At 67.7% G+C, this 22,265-nt stretch carries 12 protein-coding genes; 8 read left to right on the top strand and 4 right to left on the bottom strand.

Translation table 11 applies throughout. From position 1 onward, the window contains the following. Window positions 1-341: 341 nt before the first annotated feature. Window positions 342-9,773 (top strand): beta strand repeat-containing protein, encoded by a 9,432-nt coding sequence (locus ACIOSY_RS00685; RefSeq protein ID WP_400847435.1) that lies wholly within the window; start codon window positions 342-344, stop codon window positions 9,771-9,773. A 57-nt stretch (window positions 9,774-9,830) separates the two neighbouring features. Continuing rightward, window positions 9,831-10,499: a hypothetical protein gene (locus ACIOSY_RS00680; protein ID WP_400847433.1), complete on the top strand. Its 669-nt coding sequence runs from the start codon at window positions 9,831-9,833 to the stop codon at window positions 10,497-10,499. Between the two features lie 8 nt (window positions 10,500-10,507). Here the strand turns inward: ACIOSY_RS00680 and ACIOSY_RS00675 are convergent, their stop codons facing one another. The 4 genes from ACIOSY_RS00675 to ACIOSY_RS00660 form a co-directional block, all read right to left on the bottom strand. After that, a complete protein-coding gene (locus ACIOSY_RS00675) occupies window positions 10,508-10,912 on the bottom strand; it encodes a carboxymuconolactone decarboxylase family protein (RefSeq protein WP_400847431.1) in 405 nt (134 codons plus the stop codon). Window positions 10,913-10,917: 5 nt separating this feature from the next. Then, complete coding sequence (locus ACIOSY_RS00670; protein ID WP_400847428.1) at window positions 10,918-11,661, bottom strand: GntR family transcriptional regulator; 744 nt, start codon at window positions 11,659-11,661, stop codon at window positions 10,918-10,920. A 180-nt stretch (window positions 11,662-11,841) separates the two neighbouring features. Further along, window positions 11,842-12,546 carry a hypothetical protein gene (locus tag ACIOSY_RS00665; protein ID WP_400847425.1) on the bottom strand — a complete coding sequence of 235 codons (705 nt, stop codon included), beginning with the start codon at window positions 12,544-12,546 and terminating at the stop codon, window positions 11,842-11,844. A gap of 385 nt (window positions 12,547-12,931) precedes the next feature. Continuing rightward, window positions 12,932-13,300 carry a hypothetical protein gene (locus ACIOSY_RS00660; protein ID WP_400847422.1) on the bottom strand — a complete coding sequence of 123 codons (369 nt, stop codon included), beginning with the start codon at window positions 13,298-13,300 and terminating at the stop codon, window positions 12,932-12,934. 191 nt (window positions 13,301-13,491) lie between these two features. On the opposite strand from ACIOSY_RS00660, the gene ACIOSY_RS00655 reads away from it, so the two are divergent. From ACIOSY_RS00655 to ACIOSY_RS00630, 6 genes are all read left to right on the top strand, one after another. After that, the gene (locus tag ACIOSY_RS00655; protein ID WP_400847419.1) at window positions 13,492-13,716 is read left to right on the top strand and encodes a hypothetical protein; all 225 of its coding nucleotides are present in this window, start codon (window positions 13,492-13,494) and stop codon (window positions 13,714-13,716) included. A 45-nt stretch (window positions 13,717-13,761) separates the two neighbouring features. Then, entirely contained in the window at window positions 13,762-14,430 is a 669-nt protein-coding gene (locus tag ACIOSY_RS00650) for a TetR/AcrR family transcriptional regulator (RefSeq protein WP_400847416.1), read from the top strand. After that, window positions 14,427-15,515, top strand: a complete 1,089-nt coding sequence (locus tag ACIOSY_RS00645; RefSeq protein WP_400847413.1) for a zinc-binding dehydrogenase — start codon at window positions 14,427-14,429, stop codon at window positions 15,513-15,515. The genes ACIOSY_RS00650 and ACIOSY_RS00645 overlap by 4 nt, the downstream gene beginning before the upstream one ends. A gap of 215 nt (window positions 15,516-15,730) precedes the next feature. Then, entirely contained in the window at window positions 15,731-15,985 is a 255-nt protein-coding gene (locus ACIOSY_RS00640; RefSeq protein WP_400847410.1) for a hypothetical protein, read from the top strand. A 256-nt stretch (window positions 15,986-16,241) separates the two neighbouring features. Further along, on the top strand, window positions 16,242-17,546 hold the full coding sequence (locus tag ACIOSY_RS00635) for an ABC transporter substrate-binding protein (RefSeq protein ID WP_400847407.1): 1,305 nt from the start codon (window positions 16,242-16,244) through the stop codon (window positions 17,544-17,546). A 165-nt stretch (window positions 17,547-17,711) separates the two neighbouring features. Then, window positions 17,712-22,250, top strand: coding sequence for a polysaccharide lyase family 8 super-sandwich domain-containing protein (locus tag ACIOSY_RS00630; RefSeq protein ID WP_400847404.1), 4,539 nt, complete (start codon window positions 17,712-17,714; stop codon window positions 22,248-22,250). Window positions 22,251-22,265: the final 15 nt, after the last annotated feature.

The following is a 22,265-nucleotide window of genomic DNA, read 5'->3' as shown; positions in this document are numbered from 1 at the left end:
GACACGCTCAGGGACCCAGGTGATGGGGCCCTTCGTCTCGTCGCTGCGCTCCTCGCTCAGGGACCGGGTTCTTCAGGTCTTGACGGGCCAGAGCACCCTGAGGGTGAGATGAGGGTGAGTTAACGACCCCACCAGGGTGATTTAACTTTCCTGAGCTTTACCTGTGCGTTCGGTGGCGATTGACTGAGCGCAAGTCCTGTCTGGCGTCCCCGAGCCGGATAGGGGGGAGAGGGACCCTTATGCGCGCGCACGCCAAAAAAACGAACCGCAGGACTCGACGATTGTCGGATTCTCGCGGCCCAGTGCTCGCGCGCAAGCGCCCGGCCCTGAGCATCGTCGCGGTGACCTCGCTTGTCATCGGTCTCATGTCGGCATTCGTGCCCACCGGTGCCGCGCTCGCCGCAGCTCCGGCCACCAGCACCGCGAGCATCGGCGGAGCATCGGCTGCCGCCGCCCTGATCGCGCCGCGGATGGCACCCGGAAACCCAGGAGTGCCCTCAGCCCCCACCACCCTCTTCGAGGAGAACTTCGAAAACACGCCGGGCTCCGCACCGGTTCTGCTCACGGCCTACACCGGGGTGAACGGCCAGAAGTACACCGCGAACAACGCCTGGCTGACGAACTGCAATGGGCAGATCGTCAACTACAACATCCCGTACACGACCCAGGGCAACTGCGCGAACGCGGGCAGCTCCGCCAATCTTCGCCAACTCGCCTGGGCGCTGGGCGCCCACGTGAACCCGGCGACGGCAGCCGCGAACGATGCGGTGGCAGCATTCACCGAGGGCAATCCCGGAGCGAACCTCATTCAGTTCGCCACCGTCGCGCAGATTCCCCTCGCATCGGCGACCGGACGGTTCATCACGTTCAGCGTCGACGGCGCGGCGAAGAACTGTTCCGTCTCAGCGCCGCTCTACAACTTCTCGCTGATCGCGCCCGCGGGTGGGGCAACCGCGGTCGGCGGAACCGTGAACGCGTGTACCTCGACCAAGACCGTCAATGCGCCCGCGGTCGGGGGCGCAGTCGTGGCCGCGACCGCCGTCAGCGTCGGCACCTACACGTCGAACGGCTCTGTGCTCTTCAATGGTGCATCCGTCGGTGTGCGCATGACCAATGCCAACGGCAGCGGCGTCGGCAACGACGCGGCCTTCGACAATATGCGCATCCTCGACGTGACCCCGCAGCTCGACAAGGCGTTCTCTCCGGCATCGGTCTACGTCGGTGGCACCTCGACGCTCACCTTCACAGTGACGAACACGTCGGAACTCGCGCAGAAGGTCGGCTGGGGCTTCACCGACACGCTGCCCGCGGGCGTGCGCGTCGCATCGACCCCAAACCTCGGTGGCACCTGCACGGCCACGCGCGCCGCGACCGCCGGCGGCAGCACCCTCACGGTGACCAACGGCACGCTCGCCGCCAACGCGGCATCCTGCACGATCACCGTCAACGTCACGTCCGACACCGTCGGCTCGTACACCAACGGCCCGGGCAACGTCACGCAGACCGGTCTGAACCCTCCCGGATCCACGACCCTCGACGTCGTCGACCCGCCGGTGTGGACCTGCTCGACCGACGGCTACCTCTTCCAGACCATCGGCACGGCACCGAATCAGCGCACCGGCATCTTTGCCGTCGATCTGATCACCGGAGCGAGTTCGCAGATCGGCGCGACGGTCATCGGGCAGACCGTCAACGCTCAGGGCTTCAACCAGACCGACAATTACGTCTACGGGTTCGACATCGGCGCCTTGCGGATCGTGCGCATGTCGATCAACGGCACGACGAATGACGTGACCCCCGCCGGACTCACATTCACCGGCGGCTTCAACATGGGCGATTTCGATGACCAGGGCCACTACTGGCTGACGCGAAATACATCAGCCGCACCCTGGTACGAGATCGATTACGCCCAGGGATCGCCGACCTTCGGCCAGGTGGTCTCCAGTGGAACTCTTGCGCCGACAGGCATGGTGCCTGGGCCCGACTGGGTGTTCGTCGACGGTAGCCTCTGGAGCGTCAACGCGACCTCGCGCCTGATCGAGTTCAACACGACGACCAACCAGCAGACCGATCATGGCGTCGTGCAGAACATGCCCACGGGCAGCTATGGCGCCGGATACGCGGATGCCGATGGCAACCTCTACTTCTCGAACAACACCACCGGCGGGATATTCCGCGTCGACACCGCCGCAGTCACCGCAGTGCTGTTCACGAACGGACCCGCTTCCGGTGGAAACGACGGCGCCCGCTGCGCGAGCGCCTCGCTCCTCGTCGATCTCGGCGACGCCCCGAACAGCTATGGCACCGACATCGCCTCGAACGGTGCCCGCCACGGACTGATCGGCTACGTCGAAGCCACCGGCACGGCTCCGCTCATGCTTGGATCGCTGGTCGACGCTGAACTCGACGGTCAGCCGACCGCCACGGCGAATGGCGACGACATCGACAACCTCGCCGACGAGGATGGCGTGACAACGCCCATCCTGCGCAAGGTCGGCGAGCAGACCGCCGTGACCGTCTCGGCGACGAACAACTCCCCCCTGCCGGCGACGCTCGCGGGCTGGATCGACCTCAACGGCAACGGAACTTTCGAGACCTCCGAACGCCTCACCGCCTCGGTGCCCGCTAACAGCGGTACGGCGAGCTACGTGCTCACTTTCCCCGTGGGCACAGTCGCGGCCGATACGTTCGCGAGATTCCGCCTCTTCTCAGGCGCAGTCGCCGATCCGCTCCCCACGGGCGCGGCATCGGGCGGTGAGGTCGAGGACTACCCGGTCGTATTCGGCGGGCGGGCGCTCGAGATCGAGAAGACGTCGACGCAGACGGAGAACTCGCGCCCCGGTGACACGATCACGTACACCGTGACGGCAACCAACACCGGTGTCGGCAACTACACCGCCGCATCGCCCGCCGTCGTCTTCGACGACCTGCGCGGCGTGCTCGATGATGCGACGTTCGGCAGTGCCGCGGCATCCGCCGGTGCCAACCCCGTCTACATCGCGCCCGGCTTCCTCTCGTGGAGCGGTGCGCTCGCCTCCCAGGCCTCGGTCACCATCACGTACACCGTGACGCTCGCCGCAGGTGGCGATGGAGTCGTGCGCAACGTCGCCTGGCAGCCGGCCACCCCGCCGCCGCCCGGCACGCCGCCCACGACGATTCCGACGTGTGACCCGGCGACGCCCGAGGGCACCGACCCGGTGACCGGTGAGCCCTGTGCCGCCACCCAGGCGGAGCTTCCGCGCCTCACCCTCACGAAGGTCGCCGACACCGACGAGCTCCCGGCCGACGGCGAGATCGTGACCTACACGATCACCGTCACCAACGAGGGCCCGGGCGCCTTCACAGCCGCCGCTCCCGCCACGTTCATCGACGACATGACCGACGTGCTCGACGATGCCGCCTACAACGGCGACGCCACGGCGGCGTTCGGCGATGTCGACTACGACGCCCCCGAGCTCAGCTGGTCGGGCGTCCTCGCGTCCGGACAGTCGTCGACCATCACCTACTCGGTGACCTACGACGCCTCCTCGGGCGACAACGTGCTCGTCAACACGGTCTGCGTGCCCGAAGACGACGCCCTCGACCCGGATGACGCGTGCACGTTCGCGCAGGTTCCGGCTGCGGCGCTCGAGGTCTCCAAGACCGTCGATCCTGCCAACGGCACCGCCGTCGTAGCTGGCCAGGCCGTGACCTACACGCTCGAGTTCACGAACGTCGGACAGGCCGCTGCGGCGGTCGATGCTCTCGACAACCTCGCGGGAGTGCTCGACGACGCCACGCTGACCGCTGGCCCGACAGCCGAAACCGGCCTGACGGCAACCCTCACCGGCGCCGATCTCGCGATCACCGGAGAGGTGCCGGTCGGCGAGACGCTCACCGTGACCTACACCGTGACGGTCGACCCCTACGCGGATCAGGGCGACCACTCGCTCGGCAACGTGCTCAGCAACGGCGACGGCACCTGCCCGCCGGCCGGTTGCGAGGTGACCGAGAACCCGGTCAGCCACTACACGGTCTCGAAGGAGGTCGCAGCGTCGACGCCCGAGGTTGTGAACGCGGGCGACGTCGTCACCTACACGTTGACGATCGTGAACGACGGTGGCACCGCCTACACGACGACCACACCGGCGACCCTCACCGACGACCTGTCGGCCGTGCTCGATGACGCGACCTACGGCAGCGGTTCGGCCGCGGTCGTCGGACAGCCCGGCATCCAGCTTCCTGCGCCGACCTTCACGTCGCCGACCCTCGCATGGTCGGGGGCGGTCAGCATCGGCCAGACCGTCGAGATCACCTACTCGGTGACCGTCAACGACCCGCGCACGGGCGACGGTGAGCTGACCAACGCGGTGCTCCCGACGGGCCCGGGCGGCGAGTGCGCTCCCGGCGAGTGCGCGACCACGACCGACGTGCAGTCGTACACGCTGTCGAAGGCAGCATCCACGACGTCTGCTCTGCCCGGCGACACCGTCACCTACACGGTGACCGTCACCAACACGAGCGAGGTCGACTACACGACGGCAGACCCGGCATCGTTCTCCGACGACCTGTCGGCCGTTCTCGATGACGCGACCTACAACGACGACGCCACCAACGGCGCGACCGTCACCGACGGTGCGCTCGAATGGGCGGGCCCCCTGGCCGCCGGCGCGTCGATCACCATCACCTACTCGGTGACGATCGACGACCCCAGCGAGGGTGACAGCGTGCTCACCAACGTCGTCGTGCCGACCGCCCCCGGCGGCGAGTGCACGCCCGACGAGTGCGGCACCACCACCCCGGTGCAGTCGTTCACGGTGTCGAAGTCGGTCTCGGCCGATGCCGTCGTGCCCGGTGCGACCCTCACCTACTCGATCACGGTCGCGAACACCGGAACGGTCGACTACACGGCTCTCAGCCCGGCATCCTTCACTGACGATCTGACGGCCGTGCTCGATGACGCGACCTACAACGGAGACGCCGACAACGGTGCGACCTACACCGCACCGACGCTGTCGTGGTCGGGTGCACTGGCCGCGGGCGACACGATCACCATCACCTACTCGGTGACGGTGAACGACCCGGCCACCGGCGATGACGTGCTCACCAACTCGGTCGTGCCGATCGGTCCCGGTGGTTCCTGCACCGGTGACTGCACGACCACGACCGGTGTGCAGTCGTACTCGGTGACGAAGGCCGCATCGTCGACCAGCGCCATCCCCGGCGCGACCATCACTTACACGGTGACGGTCGAGAACACCGGATCGGTGGACTACACCGACGCCGAACCGGCAGCGTTCACCGACAACCTGTCGGCCGTGATCGATGACGCGACCTACAACGATGACGCCACCAACGGCGCGACCTACGACGAGCCGACGCTCTCGTGGGAGGGCGCCCTCGATGCCGGCGACACGATCACCATCACCTACTCCGTGACGGTGAACGACCCGGCCACCGGCGACGACGTGCTCACCAACGGCGTCGTGCCGAACGGTCCCGGCGGCTCCTGTGAGGGCGACTGCTCGACGACCACCGGTGTGCAGTCGTACACGGTCACGAAGGTCGCCTCCACGGCGACCATCACCCCCGGCGCCACCATCACCTACACCGTGACGGTCGAGAACACCGGTTCGGTCGACTACACGGCGGCTGCCCCGGCATCCTTCACCGACGACCTGTCGGCCGTGATCGACGACGCGACGTACAACGACGACGCATCGGCGGGCGCGACCTACGACGCCCCGATGTTGACCTGGTCGGATGCTCTCGCCGCGGGTGACTCGATCGAGATCACCTACTCGGTCACCGTGAACAACCCGAACACCGGTGACGGCGCGCTGACAAACGGCGTCGTGCCGACGGCTCCCGGTGGCGAGTGCACCGGCGACTGCTCGATGATCACCGACGTGCAGTCGTACACGGTGACGAAGACCGCGTCGTCGGAGACCGTCGTGCCGGGCGCCACGCTCACGTACACGATCACGGTCGAGAACACCGGCACCGTCGACTACACCGACGCCGAACCGGCATCGCTCACCGACGACCTGTCGGCGGTGCTCGATGACGCGACCTACAACGACGACGCCACCAGCGGCGCGACCGTCACCGACGACACGCTCGGGTGGTCGGGTGCGCTCGCCGCGGGCGAGACCGTCACGATCACCTACTCGGTGACCGTCAACGCCCCGAACTCCGGCGACGGAGTGCTCACCAACGCGGTCGTGCCGACGGGCACCGGCGGCAACTGCGAGGGCGAATGCTCGACGACGACCGAGCTGCAGTCGTACACGGTCTCGAAGGAGGCATCGGCAGCGACGGTCGTGCCCGGCGCCACCGTCACCTACACGGTGACCGTGACGAACACGGGCGCGGTCGACTACACGACGGCAGACCCGGCATCGTTCACCGACGACCTGTCCGCCGTGCTCGACGACGCCACCTACAACGACGACGCCACGAATGACGCCACCGTCGAAGACGGCACGCTCACCTGGGCGGGCGCTCTCGCAGCCGGCGACTCGATCACCATCACCTACTCGGTGACGGTCGACGACCCCACCACCGGCGACAGCGTGCTGACCAACGCGGTCGTCCCCGACGGCCCCGGCGGCGCGTGCCTGCCCGACGAGTGCGTGACCGAGACGGCCGTGCAGTCGTACTCCGTGACGAAGGAGGCCTCCGCGTCGACCATCGTCCCGGGTGCCACCATCACCTACACGGTCACGGTCGAGAACACCGGCTCGGTCGACTACACGACGGCGGCCCCGGCATCCATCGCCGACGACCTGACGGCCGTGCTCGATGACGCCACCTACAACGCCGATGCCACGAACGGCGCCACCTACACGGCGCCGACGCTCACCTGGTCGGGTGCGCTCGCCGCGGGCGAATCGATCGAGATCACCTACTCGGTGACGGTCAACGACCCCAACACCGGCGACGGAGTGATCACCAACGCGGTCGCCCCGACGGCTCCCGGCGGAGACTGCATCGGCGAATGCTCGACCACCACGAACGTGCAGTCGTACACCGTCGCCAAGACGGCGTCGGCGGAGTCGATCCAGCTCGGCGGCACCATCATCTACACGGTGACGGTCACCAACACGGGCACGGTCGCCTACACGACGGCAGCTCCGGCATCGTTCACCGACAACCTGTCGGCCGTGCTCGATGACGCCGGCTACAACGACGACGCCACGGGCGGTGCCACCGTCACCGGAAACACGCTCGCCTGGTCGGGCGCGCTCGCCGCGGGCGATTCGATCGAGATCACCTACTCGGTGACGGTCAACAGTCCGAACACCGGCGACAACGTGCTCACCAACGCGGTCGTGCCGACCGGAGTCGGCGGCGCGTGCGAGCCGGGCGCCGAGTGCACGACGACCACCCCCGTGCAGTCGTTCACGGTGACGAAGACGGCGGATGCTGTCGACGTGATCCCCGGCGACACGATCAGCTACACGCTGACGATCACCAACACCGGAGAGGCCCCGTACACGACGGCAGCTCCGGCGGCGCTGACCGACGACATGACTGCGGTGCTCGACGACGCGGAGTACAACGACGACGCGACAAGCGGCGCCACGTACGACGAGCCGGTGCTCAGCTGGTCGGGCCCGCTCGACATCGGCGAGACCGTCACGGTCACCTACTCGGTGACGGTGAACGACCCGATCACGGGCGACAGCCAGATCGACAACGCGGTCGTCACCGAGAACGGCGGCAACTGCTCGCCCGACTCGAACGACCCGGCCTGCCTCGTCAACATCCCGGCCGGCGCGTACACGGTGTCGAAGTCGGCCTCCGGCGAGACGGCGCGGCCCGGCGACGTCATCACCTACACGGTGACCGTCACGAACATCGGTGCGATCGACTACACGGCCGACGAGCCGGCATCCTTCGCCGACAACCTCGCCAACGTTCTCGACGACGCGACCTACAACGACGACGCCACGAACGGCGCCACCGTCACGGGCACGACGCTCTCATGGGAGGGTCCGCTCGCGATCGGCGCATCGACCACCATCACCTACTCGGTGACGGTCGACGCAGCCGGCTCCGGTGCGGGCGACCTCAACCTCGGCAACATCGTGGTCCCGACCGCTCCGGGCGGCGACTGCGACCCCGAGGGCGAGTGCGCCACCGACACCGCGATCGGACAGTTCCAGGTCACGAAGGCTTCGTCCGGCGGCGGCGAGGTGAACGAGGGTGACACCGTGACCTACACGATCACGGTCACCAACAACAGCTCGGTCGCGTTCACCGACGCCGACCCGGCCTCGTTCACCGACGACCTGTCGGCCGTGCTCGACGACGCGACCTACAACGACGACGCCACCGAAGGTGCCACCGTCACGGCCACGACGCTCTCATGGGAGGGTCCGCTCGCGGCCGGCGCCACGATCACCATCACCTACTCGGTGACGGTCGACGCGGCCGGCTCCGGCGACGGCGTTCTCACCAACGCGGTCGTTCCCGGCGGCGGCGGTACGTGCCTCGAGACCTGCAGCACCGAAGACCTGCTGCAGGCCTACACGGCGGCGAAGTCGTCGTCGGCCGGCGGATTCGTCACCGCAGGTGAGACCGTGACCTACACGGTGACGATCACCAACACGGGTGCGACGGACTACACCGACGAAGACCCGGCATCGTTCAGCGATGACCTGTCGGCGGTGCTCGACGACGCGACGTACAACGACGACGCGACGAACGGTGCCACGGTCACGGCCGGAACGCTCACCTGGTCGGGCGCGCTCCCGGCGGGCGAGTCGATCGCGATCACCTACTCGGTGACGGTCGACGGGGCAGGCTTCGGCGACGGGGTGCTGACCAACGCGGTCATTCCGAACGGCCCCGGCGGCGAGTGCGACCCCGAAGCCGACTGCTCGACGACGGATGCCCTGCGGGCGTTCTCGGTCGAGAAGACGGCGTCGGCTACCACGGTCGACCTGGGTCAGACCCTGACCTACACGATCGTCGTGACGAACATCGGTGCAGCGGCCTTCACGGCGGATGCTCCGGCCACCCTCACCGACGACCTCTCCGAGGTTCTCGACGACGCGACGTACAACGACGACGCGAGCAACGGCGCGGTCTACTCCGCACCGGAGCTCTCGTGGGCGCTGGCGCTGCCGACCGAGCAGAGCATCACGCTCACCTACTCGGTCACGGTCGATGACCCCGCGACGGGTGACCTCGAACTGCTCAACGCGGTCACCCCGGGTGCCGGCGGCGAGTGCCTGAGCGTGGGTGAGGGTGAGGATGCGTGCACGACGTTCACGCCGATCTCGTCGTACGCGGTCGCGAAGACCGTGAGCACGACGAAGACCGGCCCCGGCGACGTCGTCACCTACACGATCTCGGTCAGCAACACCGGCCTCGTCGACTACACCGACGAGATCCCGGCTTCGTTCACCGACGACCTGTCGAAGGTGCTCGACGACGCGACGTACAACGCAGACGCCACCAACGGCGCCACCTACACGGCGCCCGTGCTCACCTGGGCGGGCCCGCTCGAGACCGGCGCGACGATCGTCGTCACCTACAGCGTGACGGTGAACGACCCGGCCACGGGCGACCGCCAGCTGGTGAACGCGGTCGTCGCCGGAGACGGTGGCGGATGCGGCACCGCCTGCGCGACCCTGACGACGGTCGAGCTTCCGGCACCGCCGCTGGCCATCACCGGTTTGAACCCGTGGATCGTCGGTGGTGGACTGGGAGTCGGAGTCCTCGCCATCATCGGAGGGCTCGCGCTGCTCTTCGTCCGACGCCGCAACCAGATCATCGAATAGGTAGGCGCGAACAGCGGGGGAGGCCGTCGAGCTTCCCCCGCTCTCGCACACTCATATATGACACGCACACTCCTCTCAACAGTCCGACGGTTCGTCGGGGTCGCCGCGCTCGCGATTCCCGTGCTCGGGATGCTCGGTGCGCAGGTCGCTCCGGCGCAGGCCGCGCCCAACCTCTCCATCACCCTCACCAGCGGTGTCGACACCCTCGCCCCGGGAGACGACCTCACCTACACGGCCGAGGTCGTTAATAGAGGAGAGTCGATCGACGCGCGCATCGCGCTCACCCCGCCGGCGTACATCGAGGTGGATGCTGCCGACGAAGTCCTCGAGGGGGCCGTGGTCGAAGGCAACGAGGTGACCTGGACCACGACGCTCGACGCTGCGGCCACGAGCACCTTCGAGATCCCGGCGACTGTCGCCGACATCCCCGAGGGCGAGCTCCGCGCGACCGCTCTGATCAGCGTCTACATCGGCGACTCGACGACGCCGCTCGTGCGCACGGCGTCGGCCGATCACATCGAGGGGGTCGACGACGAGCAGCTCGTCGCGAACCCGATTCTGCCGATGGTGCTCTGGGTCGGCATCGGACTCGTGGTGGTGCTGGTCGTCGTAGCGGTCGTGCTGGTGCTGGTGCAGCGGCGCCGCAAGGCCGCGGCTGTCGCTGCGGATGCCGAGGTCGGCCCCGGGTATCGCCGCAGCGAGACGCCTCCGGTCGACGCGGACTGAGCGCCCCTTTACTCGGCCGGGAGCAGCCCGCGCTGTTCGAAGACCTTCTTGGCGGCGAACGTCGCGTTCATGGCGCGGGGAAATCCGCAGTAGACCGACGAGTGCAGCAGTGCTTCGATGATCTGCTCGGGCGTGAGCCCGACGTTCAGCGACGCGTTGATGTGGATGTCGAGTTGGGGTTCGCACCCGCCGAGTGCGGTGAGCATGCCCAGGGTGACGAGCTGCCGGTCGCGCGGTGCTAGACCCGGGCGGGCGATGATGTCGCCATATCCCCACGCGACGATCTGATGGCGAAGCTCGGGCGAGACTTCTCCGAGCGCGTCGATGACGTTCGAGGCGACCGTCCCCCCGGTCGCCTCGAGCACCGCCTTGCCCTCCGCGAACTGTTGCTGGCGTCGCGTGGAATCCGTCATCGGACTCAGCTGATGCCGAAGATCGTGCGCATCGCGGTCTCTGCCTGATTGCCATCGCGGTGCACGAGCGCATCGGCGAGATCACGGCACCCGGTGCGGGCATCTTCGATCTCGTTCGGCGCGTAGCTGATGCGTCGCAGTGCCCGAAGCAGCGAGAACTGACGCTCGGAGATCTCGGAGTGCAGGATGGGGCTCCCCGCGCGTGCGGAGAAGAACAGCAGCAGCTCGAGTGCGCTGGCGGCGGCTTCGGCCGGTGATCCGAGTGTCTCGAGCAGGGCGTCGATACGGACGTCGGCGTTCTCGACATCTGCGGCCGTGAGGCGACCTACGGCTTGCCGAGCGGCGATGCCGCCGCAGTACCCGGCCCAGCGCCGACAGTCGTCAGCGATCTCGTGCGTGAGCGGGGTCACGTGGGTGCGCCGCGAGGGGAGCACCTCGACCAGACCGATGTGCTGCAACTGCAGGATCGCCTCGCGCACGGGCGTACGAGACACACCCATCTGCGCGGCGAGGTCGCGGTCGCGGATCAGGTCGCCATCGGACAGTGCGCCGGTGGCGATCGCCGTGCCGAGCTCGACGAACGCGTCGTCGCCCAGGAAACGTCGTTCTCGCCGTGACTCGGAGAGGCCGTATGCCTCGGGCCGCGGCGTGATCGCAAGACCCGGTGCCGGATCGGCTGCCGCGAGGGCTCCATCGATCGCGTCAGCGCTGCCTGCTCGTTCACGGGCATCCATCAAGATCAAGCTCATCACTCACCAATTCGCTTCAGTGGAGGGTGAAGGGGGCGGCGCACCACACTCCGCCCCCTTCGCGCGAGACTCCCCTGGAATCGCCGCGTAGGTGAGGAAACCGACTATCCCTCAAAAGAAAGACGAGCGAGCGTCCGGAATCTGACGCTCGCTCGTCGAATTTTCGACTGAGAAGAAGAATTAGCCCTTGATCGCGAGCACCCGGTACTTCGCAGAAGAGCCCGGAGCGGGCGGAACCACGACCGCGAACTCGCCCTTGCCCTGCGCCGGAGCAGCCGTGATCTCGGTGGGAAGACCCTGCGCGAGTGCGGCAGCGCTGGTGCCGTTCAGGATGCCCGCCTTGACCGCAGCGGCCGCGGTGGCCTTGAGGGCCTTCTTGTCGAGGCTCGAGATGTGCGTCTGGTACTGCAGCGCGATGGCGTCGAAGGTCTCGTCGGGAGTGCTCGGGTGCGAGATGAAGACGGTGTCGACATCGGCGTTGCCGTTCTTGACCTTGAGGCCCGTGTAACGCTGCTTGCCGACCCATCCGCGCGACTGGAAGTCGGCGAAGAGCGAGGCCCCCGCCGTCTTGCGCGTCGAGAAGTGCACGACGAGCAGGATGATGCCGAGCGGGATCAGGACGATCGGTGCCCACGCGTAGATGTACGCCCAGATCTGTCCGCGCGTGTTGGAGTATTCGAACAGGTCGGGCCGGAAGAGCAGCGGGAACACGTAGTTCCACTGCCAGTCCAGGGCCTGGCCGGTGAAGAAGAGATTGAGGAGGAAGCCTGCGACGCCCAGCCCCAGGCTGGCGATGCCGACACCGTAGGCGGTGCCCCGGGCGTTTACGGCCTTCGCGAACCCCTCGGGAGTGGAAAGTTGCTGCTGAACGGTAGCCAAAGTCATGGGCATGAGCATAACGGCAGGCGTGGCGCCAGGCGGGAAGCGATGACGTATTGCGTAGCGGCGACAGAAACCGGCGGCCTGCACGTCTTGCTAGTGACGTGCCGAGACCACGACGGGTCCCTCGGATGCGTCAGACGGCCGGTCTCATGGTTCCCGAGGCCGGCCGTCGCCACGAGCATCCGCCGGCAGATCGTGCGCGGCGAGATTGAGGTGGCCGGCATCTGCATGATGTGCGATGCCGGCCACCGCCGGTGGGTGACACCCCCATGTCACCCACCAGGTGGCCCCGATATACCCGGATCGGGGTGTGGGTGCACGAGACCGAGACTCGGCACCCACCTCTATTGACGCGTTCGACGACGGAATCTGACGCCGAATCGTGAAATCAGCCGATCGACAGCTCGATCTGGCGGCGGATCTGCTCGACGGCGGCCTCGTTCTTCTCGGCGTCGTGGGGCCCGAAGGGGCGGTCGGGGGCGACATCGAGCGCGATCTGCACGTCGGATCCGCGACGCATCGGTGTCGACGTGATGCCCACGTCCATCTCCCAGGTCCAGATGGTGCGCTTCGTGCGGAAACGCACACGCTGTCGGCTGTCGTCCATCTGGAAGTCGGTGTGCTGGCCCCCCACCACGATCTGTGCGATCGCGTCGGCGATGGCGGCCGGATCGGCGCGCACATGGAAACGCGCGTGCGCGGCGGATGCCGGTGCCTTGTAAAGATGCGGAGACCAGAGAGGTATGCCCTCGCTCATGTCGTTCCTTTCCCCCAGAGATGAACGATCGGGGCGATACGCCCCCTTATGAGACGAGGTCGGGGTCGGATTCTTACGGCGTCGGCGCGAAATGGCTCGCGCGAGTGGTCTTCTCGGCGCGGATGCCGACCGATTCCTCGGGCGGAGCCGTCATCTCTAGTGGCGAAGCGTTCCCACCGATCGGAGAGTCCATGAGCACGGGGAGCAAGCATTCGAAGTCCGACGATCTCGGCATGCGGCAGGTCATCATCTACGGCGCGTCGTCGGTGGGATTCCTGCTGTTCGGGCTGCGGATGCTCGGGGAGGAGTCCTTCTGGCCCTATGTGGCGATCCCGTCGTTCCTGTCGTGCGTGATCTTCGCCGTCGGGTCGCTGGGGGAGTGGCGCCGGCAACGCCGGAGGGATCAGGGCGAGTAGGCCACTTCTAGACACCTGTCCAGCAACAGGAGTACAGTCGTATGCATGAATCGCATCGACGCGACCCCGGATCTCGCGAGTGTGCGCGACGGGCTCCGGTCTTCGACCGACCGCCGCGTGGCGGCCACCCGCTCCCGTCTCTACGACGCGGTCCGTGAGCTCGCCGACGCCGGCACCGAGATCACCGCACGCACCGTCACCGAGAAGGCGGGTGTCGCCCGCGCGACGTTCTACACGCACTTCTCCGGGGTCGACGATCTCGCTCTGCATCTGCAGGAGCAGGCGTTCCACGACATCGCGGTCGCCTCGCGCGAAGCGGATGCCGGAACGATCGACGTGACCGTCATGGAGCGCTCGCAGCGCGCGCTGATCGCCCACTACGCCGAGTATCGCTCGCTCTACGCCGGAGCGTTCGCCGTGGCGGTTCCCCGGGGTGTCGAGGCCCGGGTGGCCGAGCTGATGCGGGTCGAGATCGTCGCGCACATCCGCGACTCCGCGCATCCGCCCGCCGGGCTCGATCCCGACATCGCCGCCACCTACATCGCGCACGCCGCCACCGGGCTCATCGCCTCGTGGGTGCTGGGCGACATCGAAGCGACGGAGGATGAGCTCGCGCACCACCTGATGCAGCTCATGCCCCGCTGGATGCACTCGAGCATCCCGTCGTCCGCCGGAGACGCCGACGGACACCCCTCTGAAGGAGAGAGCAAATGAAGGCAACACTCGTGCGCGAGCTCGGCGCAGGGTTCGTCAGCGCAGACATCGACATCGCCGACCCGATCGGTCGCGAGGTGCTCGTCGACATCAAGGCATCCGGCCTGTGCCACACCGATCTCACGATGTCGCGCTTCGATCTGGGCAACGAACTGCCCGGAGTGTTCGGACACGAACTCGCGGGAGTCGTGACCAAGGTCGGTCCCTCCGTCACCGAGATCGCCGTCGGAGACCACGTCGTCGGATGCCTCGTGCAGTACTGCGGCGCCTGCGAGAAGTGCCTGTCGGGCAAGGTCTTCCAGTGCCTGCACCCCGAGGCCACGCTGCGTGCAGCGGGAGAGGCACCCCGCCTCAGCGAGAACGGATCGTCGGTCGGACAGGCCTTCGGTCTCGGCGGGTTCGCGCAGCAGGCGCTCGTGCACGAGAACCAGCTCGTGAAGGTTCCCGACGAGGTGCCCTTCGCCCAGGCGGCGCTGCTCGGCTGCGGTGTCGTGACCGGCGCGGGCTCGGTGCTCAACACCGCCGACGTGCAGGCCGGCGACTCGATCGTCGTGATCGGTGCGGGCGGCGTCGGACTCAACGCCATCAACGGTGCGCTCGTCGCAGGCGCGACGACGATCATCGCCGTCGACATCGCCGACGACAAGCTCGCCAAGGCGCGCGAGTTCGGCGCCACGCACGTCGTGAACTCGAAAGAGGTCGACCCGGTCGCCGCGGTCCTCGAGATCACCGGACGCGGTGCGGATGCCGTCTTCGACTTCGTCGGCACCAAGGTCGTCGCCGAGCAGGGGCTCGAGATGGCGGCTCCCGGCGGCGGCCTGTACCTGATCGGCGTGATCGACCCCACGTCTCACATCGACGTGCACCAGGTCGGCCTGATCGGCACGCAGAAGCGCATCCAGGGCGTCTACATGGGATCGACCACGGCGAAGCGCGACATCCCGATGTACGCGAAGCTCTACCTCGAAGGCCGCTTCGAACTCGACTCGCTGCTGTCGAAGGAGATCGCCCTCGACGAGGTCAACGAGGGTTACGAGGCGCTGCGCGACCCCAACATCACCCGGGTGGTCATCACGTCGTTCTGACCCGTTCGCCGAGCGGAGCATCCGTCTTCTGTCGGATGCCCCGCCCGCCGAGCGCCCCTGTGAATACGAGCCACCCCCTTCTGCGTCGCGCGGCCGGGGGTGGCTCGTGCGTGCGTGGGCGGTGCGACTGATTCTCCGGCGGAGAACGTCTCACAAGAGGGTGCATCCGCCGACGGCGGAGTCCGGCGACTGCTGAGTGCCCGGACGGGAGTGGGATGACGCATCGACAGGCCTATCTGCTGCAGGGAGTCGTGTTCCTCGTCGTCGGCGGCATCCTTCTGTTCGGTCCGATCGCGACGCACGTCGGCGAGGCGATCATCCCGCTGGTTGTCGTGTTCATCGTCTCCGCGCTGGGATTCGGGCTGGCATGGCGCGACCACGTCCGCGAGCGCGAGACGCCGCGTCGGCCGAGCAGCCGGTGGTACCGGGCCGGCGCCGTCTCCGGGGCCGAAGCGGAGACGCAGCCGTGAGGGGTGCGTGCGATGTCGGACAGCCCCAGAACTCCCTGTTTAGTGCTGTTTAGCGCGTTCAGATGGCGGTGACGCGGCCATCGATCGGCCATTGCGACGGCATCTGAGCCAATCGTGCAGAATCTGAACCGGACTGATTGACATTCACTTACAAAACCGGTTTACTGATTTGTGTTCGGCCTCACCCGTAGAGACCAGACCCCAGCACAGCAAGGAAGCTCGCAGGCGCGGCTTCCGAACGAAGGAGTTTCTCGCAATGAAGCGTTATGCAGGAGTCGTTGCACTGGCCGCCCTCGCCTTGCCCCTCGCGGCGTGCGGCTCGACCGCTGAGGCCGGTGCTCCCGACGGGGGCGAACTGACCTCCGGCCCCATCACGATCTGGTACTCGACGAACGAGCAGGAGATCGCCTGGGCCGAAGACGTGGTCGAGGCGTGGAACGCCGATCACCCCGACGAGCAGGTCACCGCGGCGGCGATCCCCTCGGGCAAGTCCTCCGAAGACGCGATCGGCGCAGCGATCACGGCCGGCAACACTCCGTGCCTCGTGTACAACACCGCCCCCGCGGCCGTCCCCGCTTTCCAGAAGCAGGGTGGCCTGGTGAACATCTCGACGACGTTCGACGATGGCGAATCGTTCATCACCGAGCGCTCGGGTGACGCAGCAGACGGCTTCCGTTCGCCCGACGGCGACCTGTACCAGGTGCCGTGGAAGGCCAACCCCTTCATGCTCTACTACAACAAGGACGTCTTTGCGGCGGCCGGGCTCGACCCCGAGAACCCCGAGCTCGCCACCTATGACGACGTTCTCACCGCCGCCGCCGCGATCAAGGAGAGCGGCGCCGCCGACTTCGTGCTGTACCCGCCGGCATCCGGCGACTACACGAACTCGCTCTTCGACTTCTACCCGTTCTTCCTCGCCAACTCGGGCGGCACCCAGCTGGTGAGCGACGGCGCCGCCGCGTTCACCAGCGAAGAGGGCCTCGAGACCCTCGAATTCTGGAAGACGCTCTACGCCGAGGGCTACTCCTCGGCCGAGGCCTACAGCGGCGACGCCTGGGCCGGCCCCTTCGCCGACGGAGTGTCGGCCATGGGCATCGCAGGTCCGTGGGGCGCCGGGGCGTTCGACGGCAAGATCGACTACGGCATCGTGCCGCTGCCGACCGCCGACGGCACCGCTGCCGAGGAGACCTACACGTTCGGGGACTCGAAGAACGTCGGGCTCTACACCTCGTGCGAGAACAAGCAGACCGCCTGGGACTTCGTGAAGTTCTCGATGGATGCCGACAACGACCTGGCACTGCTCGAGACCACGGGGCAGTTCCCGATCCGCGGAGACATCGACACGATCGCCGCCGACTACCTCGCGAGCAACCCCGTGCTGGCGACGTTCGCGGCATCCGTTCCGCTGACGGTCGACGTTCCCAACGTCGCCGACGCGACAGAGATGTGGCAGACCTTCCGCGACGCGTGGGGTCAGGCCGTGCAGGCCGGAGAGGGTGACCTCGAAGAGACCTTCTCGACCGCCGCAGACAAGATCGACGCGCTGATCGCTCAGGGCTGATCGATCGGATCGGCTCCCCGGCCGATCGCCCCCGGGGTGAGCGTGTCATGGCGCGCACCCCGGGGTTTCCCGCTCCGTGCACCCGAGCACGGACGACCTCGCACCCATACCCTTCGAGGCATCCGCCTCACCCGCTTCACGGCACCCCGGCAAAGGAGCCTCGCCATGAGACGCATCACCGCGTTCATCGCCTTCACCGTCGCCCTGGTCATCGGTTCGTCGGCGATCGTCGCCGCCCCGGCATCCGCCGCTCCCGAAGACGATGTCGCGACCGTCATCGATCGCCTCGAGGAGTACTACCTCGGCCAGGGCGACGACATCATCATCGCGAACGGCATCTACCTCGCCCGCACGTCGGAGGCGCTGGACTACGTCGCGTCGCAGAACGAAGACGGCTCATGGTCGGACGTGAACTACGCCGACCGCACGAGCTCGGCGAACGGCAGCGTCTGGTCGGCGTACACCGCGCTCTATCGGATGCTGGCGATGACGCAGGCGTACAAAGACCCGAACGCCGCAGGCTTCGGCGACCAACGCCTGGTCGACTCCGTGCAGCGCGCCCTGCTGCACTGGGACCGCGTGAATCCGGGCAACACCAACTGGTGGGAGACCGAGATCGGCGAGTCGATCGCCATGGGGCGCATCTCGATGTTCCTCGGTTCCGCGTTGAGCCCCGCGGCCTTCGATGTCGCGCTGAAGCACAACACCGGCAAGCTCGACCCGGTGGGCGCCAACGGTTCGTGGCGCACCTCGAACTACATCTTCGAAGCACTCTCGACACGCGACATCGCCAAGGTGAAAGAGGGGTTCGCGACGATCGTCGCCACGATCGCCGTCGACCACTCCGGCACCGTGCAGGAGGCCGTGCAACCCGACGCGAGCTTCTGGGCCCACGGCGCCCAGCTCTACAGCGAAGGCTACGGCATGGTGCTCTTCACCTACGCCGCCCTGTGGTCGGACGTCGCGCGCGGCACCGGTCTCGCGTTCACGCGCGACCAGCTCGACTCGATCGCGTTCTACTTCATCAGCGGCACGCGCTGGCTGATCCGCGGCGAGATCGGGATGCTCTATCTCAACTACCGTCCGCCGAAGACGGTGGGCGTCATCACGAGCCACGCCTCGGAGTTCATCGAACCGCTGCAGAGGATGGTGCGCACGGATGCTCTGTACTCCACCGCCTACCAGGCGGTGCTCGACGGGGTGCTCGGCAAGACCGAGACGAACGGCGTCACCGGCAACAAGTACTTCTGGCGGTCGGAGTTCTCGTCGCACCTGCGTGACGGCTACGGCATCTTCACCCGGCTGAACTCATCGCGCACGTTCGGTGCCGAACTGCGCACCTCGTACCGCGACGAAGTCGGCAACCCGGTGTTCTGGAACGCGATGGGCTCGACGGCCATCCAGGTCAACAACCGCGAATACCTCGATCTCGGACCGGCATTCGACTGGTGGCACTACCCCGGTGTGACGGCGCCGAACGTCAAGCGCACCGAGCGGGGCTTCGAGAACCGCGGGCGCAACGGCGACGGAGCGAGCTTCACCGGCGGCACCTCGAACGGCGAGTACGGCGTGAGCGTGCTCACGCTCGACACGGCCGGGACGAACGCGCAGAAGAGCTACTTCTCGTTCGACGAGGGCATGGTCGCCCTCGGAGCGGGCATCGTCTCGACGAGCGACGCCGCCGTGCACACCACGATCAATCAGGCATCCGCCAAGGAGAACGCGACCGTCGACGGCAAGGCCGTGAACCCCGGCACCGACCAGCAGAGCGTCGGGGGTGCTCACTGGGCATACAACGACGAGGTCGGCTACGTGTTCGCCGCGGGTCAGGACGTCACGGTCTCGAACAAGACCCAGACCGGCAGTTGGGAGGGGGAGGAACCCCTCAGCCGTGATGCGTTCTCGCTCACCATCGATCACGGCGTGAAGCCGTCTGCCGCACAGTACGACTACACCGTGCTGCCGGCGGCGACCCCGTCCGAGGTCGAGGCGTACGCGGCGAAGCCGACCGTGCGCACGCTCCGCAACGACACCGAGGTGCAGGCCGTGCGGCACGCCGAGGCGGGCATCACCATGGCGACGTTCTACACCGCCGGCTCGCTCGACCTCGGCGACGGCCGCACCCTCGCGGTCGATCAGCCCAGCATCGTGCTGCTCGACGAACGCGGTGCGACCCCGGTGGTCAGCCTCTCGAACCCGGATCGCCCCGGACTCTCGGTCAGTGTGACGCTGCAGGGCGCAGGACAGAACTGGCACGGTGCGTTCGCGCTCGGATCCGGCGAGAACATGGGCAAGACCGTGACCGCCGCGCTCGCCGCCGGTGACCTTCCGGCCGCGTCGGCGTACAGCGCCAGCAGCACGGCGGACTCGTCGACCGTGGCCGCGCTCGGCGACGGCGACCGCGAATCGGTCTGGCGTTCGGCCGAGGGCGGTACCCAGGGGGTGTCGACCACGTTGCCTCGCGGCTCGTGGGTCACGAAGGTCTCGATCGACTGGACCGATGCCCCCGCCACCGACTTCGTCGTGCAGACGTCGCCGAACGGGGTGGACTGGACCGACCAGTCGCACGTCACGAAGGGCGAGGGCGGACTCTCCGAGATCGCGATCACCCCGACGCCGGCGGAGCACGTGCGCGTGCTGCTGCTCGACGGAGGATCGTCGGCGTACGGCATCCGCGAACTGTCGGTGTCGTCGAGCGTCAACCTCGCCATCGACAGTGCGACGCGCGCCTCCGGCTACGCCGGGTACAACCTCGTGACCGCGCTCGCCGACGGCGACCCCGAGACGCGCTGGCGGGGCAACAACGCCAACAGCGCCTGGGCGCAGATCGACCTCGGCGAATCGAAGCCCGTGTCGACCGTGCGTCTGTGGTGGGAGGCGGCCTACGCGAAGACCTACAAGATCCAGCTCTCCGACGACGGGAAGACCTGGCGCGACGCGTACGTCACCCCGGGTGCGGGAAGCGACGGCGGCCTCGACGTGATCACCCTCGAGGGTCAAACCGCCCGCTTCGTGCGGATGCAGACCCTCACCCGTGCGCTCGACTACGGTCCGTCGCTGTGGGAGTTCGAGGTGTTCTCCGACCGGCTGGTCGTGGATGCTCCGTCGGTTCCGAGCGGCAAGGGCAACCTCGCCCTCGCCCGCCCGACCACGGCCGACAGCGTCTACAACAACGTCGCGACCGTCGTCGCCCCCAAGGCGACGGACGGATCGCGGTCGACGAAGTGGTCGTCGGCGCGCGCCGTCGCCGAGCATTGGTTGCAGGTCGACCTCGGTGGCGTCACCTCGGTCTCGCGGGCGGTCGTCGCCTGGGAATCGGGCACGTCGAACAACTACCGCATCGAAGGATCGGTCGACGGAACGACGTGGGTTCCGCTCGCGCGGGTCGAAGCGGCGCAACCGTCGCTCACCCACACGCTCGACTTCGCGCCGGCAGACGTGCGCTACGTGCGACTGACGGGCGTGCCGGCGACGCAGTACGGACTCAACATCTGGGAGTTCGAGCTGTACGGCGGCTACACGCTCGAGTGCGCGGGGCCTGTCTCCGCGGGCCGTGGAGGGGCGGCGGTCGTCGCGGCCACCGTGTCGCCCGTCGACCTGGACGACCGCTTCACCGCCGTGTCGATGGACGAATCGATCGCCACCGTGAAGGGCGATGCCCGCGAATCGGCCGACGGTCGCATCGAGGTCGATCTCGCCACCCACGAACCCGGACGCACGACCGTCGGTCTGCGGCACGACGGCGGCACCGAGATCGCCTGGTGCGAGGTCACGGTCTCGGCCGACACCGCGCGCATCCAGGCACAGATCGATGCGGCGAACGCACTCGACAGCACCGCCTACACGCCGAGCAGCTGGGCGCCGGTGCTGCCGGCTCTCGAAGCCGCGAAAGACGTGGTGCGCGCCGCCGGTTCGCCCCAGGCGCAGGTCGACGCGGCCGCGGTGGTTCTCGAAGCCGCGCTCGCCGGCCTTGTACGTCTCGACGCCGTGTCGAGTGCCCCCCGTGACGTCGCCGCCACCGCGGTGGGCGACAGGGTGCACGTGCAGTGGTCGGCGCCGGAGAACATCGGCGGATCCCCGATCGTCGCCTACGAGGTCACCGTCGGCGATCGCACGGTGCAGAGCGAAGCCGCAGTGCTCGAGGCATCCGTCACCGGGCTCGCCCCCGGTGAATACCCGGTCACCGTTCGTGCGCAGAACGCGGGTGGTTGGTCGGAGTCGTCGGCGCCGATCACCGTCACCGTCGATCCCGAGGTCGTGACGCCGGTCGTGCGCGTCGAAGGAACGCCGAAGGTCGGCGGACGCATCGACGTCAGCGGAACCGGGTTCGAGCCCGGCGTGGAGTACGTCGTCCAGCTGCGGTCGGCCCCGGCTGACCTCGGCACCGTGACGGCCGATGATGACGGCGTGATCGCATTCCGCGGCACCGTGCCCGCCGACACCGATCCGGGCGAGCACACGATCGTCGTGATGCTGGCGGATGCCGACATCGCCTCGACCCCGGTGCTGGTCCTCGCAGCCGACGGGACGGGCACCCCCGGTGGGCCCGGCACGCCGGGAGCTCCGGGCGGTGCGGACGGCCCCGGTGCCCTGCCCGGCACCGGCGGTGACCTGACCTGGTTGCCCTGGACCCTCGCCATCGCGTTGCTGCTGCTCATCTCGGGCGCAGCCGCGACGAAGGTGCGGCGGCAGACCCGCGACTGAGGGTGAAACAGCGAA

Source organism: Microbacterium sp. NPDC087665 (assembly GCF_044743285.1).
In the GTDB taxonomy this organism is placed as follows: Bacteria; Actinomycetota; Actinomycetes; order Actinomycetales; family Microbacteriaceae; genus Microbacterium.
This window is presented reverse-complemented; position numbering and strand designations above follow the sequence as displayed.

What these genes read in the sequence shown, in the direction of transcription:
- ACIOSY_RS00680 (WP_400847433.1), top strand. Translation starts at nt 9,831, where the DNA reads ATGACACGCACACTCCTCTCAACAGTCCGACGGTTCGTCGGGGTCGCC.
- ACIOSY_RS00675 (WP_400847431.1), bottom strand. Translation starts at nt 10,912, where the DNA reads ATGACGGATTCCACGCGACGCCAGCAACAGTTCGCGGAGGGCAAGGCG.
- ACIOSY_RS00670 (WP_400847428.1), bottom strand. Translation starts at nt 11,661, where the DNA reads ATGAGCTTGATCTTGATGGATGCCCGTGAACGAGCAGGCAGCGCTGAC.
- ACIOSY_RS00665 (WP_400847425.1), bottom strand. Translation starts at nt 12,546, where the DNA reads ATGACTTTGGCTACCGTTCAGCAGCAACTTTCCACTCCCGAGGGGTTC.
- ACIOSY_RS00660 (WP_400847422.1), bottom strand. Translation starts at nt 13,300, where the DNA reads ATGAGCGAGGGCATACCTCTCTGGTCTCCGCATCTTTACAAGGCACCG.
- ACIOSY_RS00655 (WP_400847419.1), top strand. Translation starts at nt 13,492, where the DNA reads ATGAGCACGGGGAGCAAGCATTCGAAGTCCGACGATCTCGGCATGCGG.
- ACIOSY_RS00650 (WP_400847416.1), top strand. Translation starts at nt 13,762, where the DNA reads ATGAATCGCATCGACGCGACCCCGGATCTCGCGAGTGTGCGCGACGGG.
- ACIOSY_RS00645 (WP_400847413.1), top strand. Translation starts at nt 14,427, where the DNA reads ATGAAGGCAACACTCGTGCGCGAGCTCGGCGCAGGGTTCGTCAGCGCA.
- ACIOSY_RS00640 (WP_400847410.1), top strand. Translation starts at nt 15,731, where the DNA reads ATGACGCATCGACAGGCCTATCTGCTGCAGGGAGTCGTGTTCCTCGTC.
- ACIOSY_RS00635 (WP_400847407.1), top strand. Translation starts at nt 16,242, where the DNA reads ATGAAGCGTTATGCAGGAGTCGTTGCACTGGCCGCCCTCGCCTTGCCC.
- ACIOSY_RS00630 (WP_400847404.1), top strand. Translation starts at nt 17,712, where the DNA reads ATGAGACGCATCACCGCGTTCATCGCCTTCACCGTCGCCCTGGTCATC.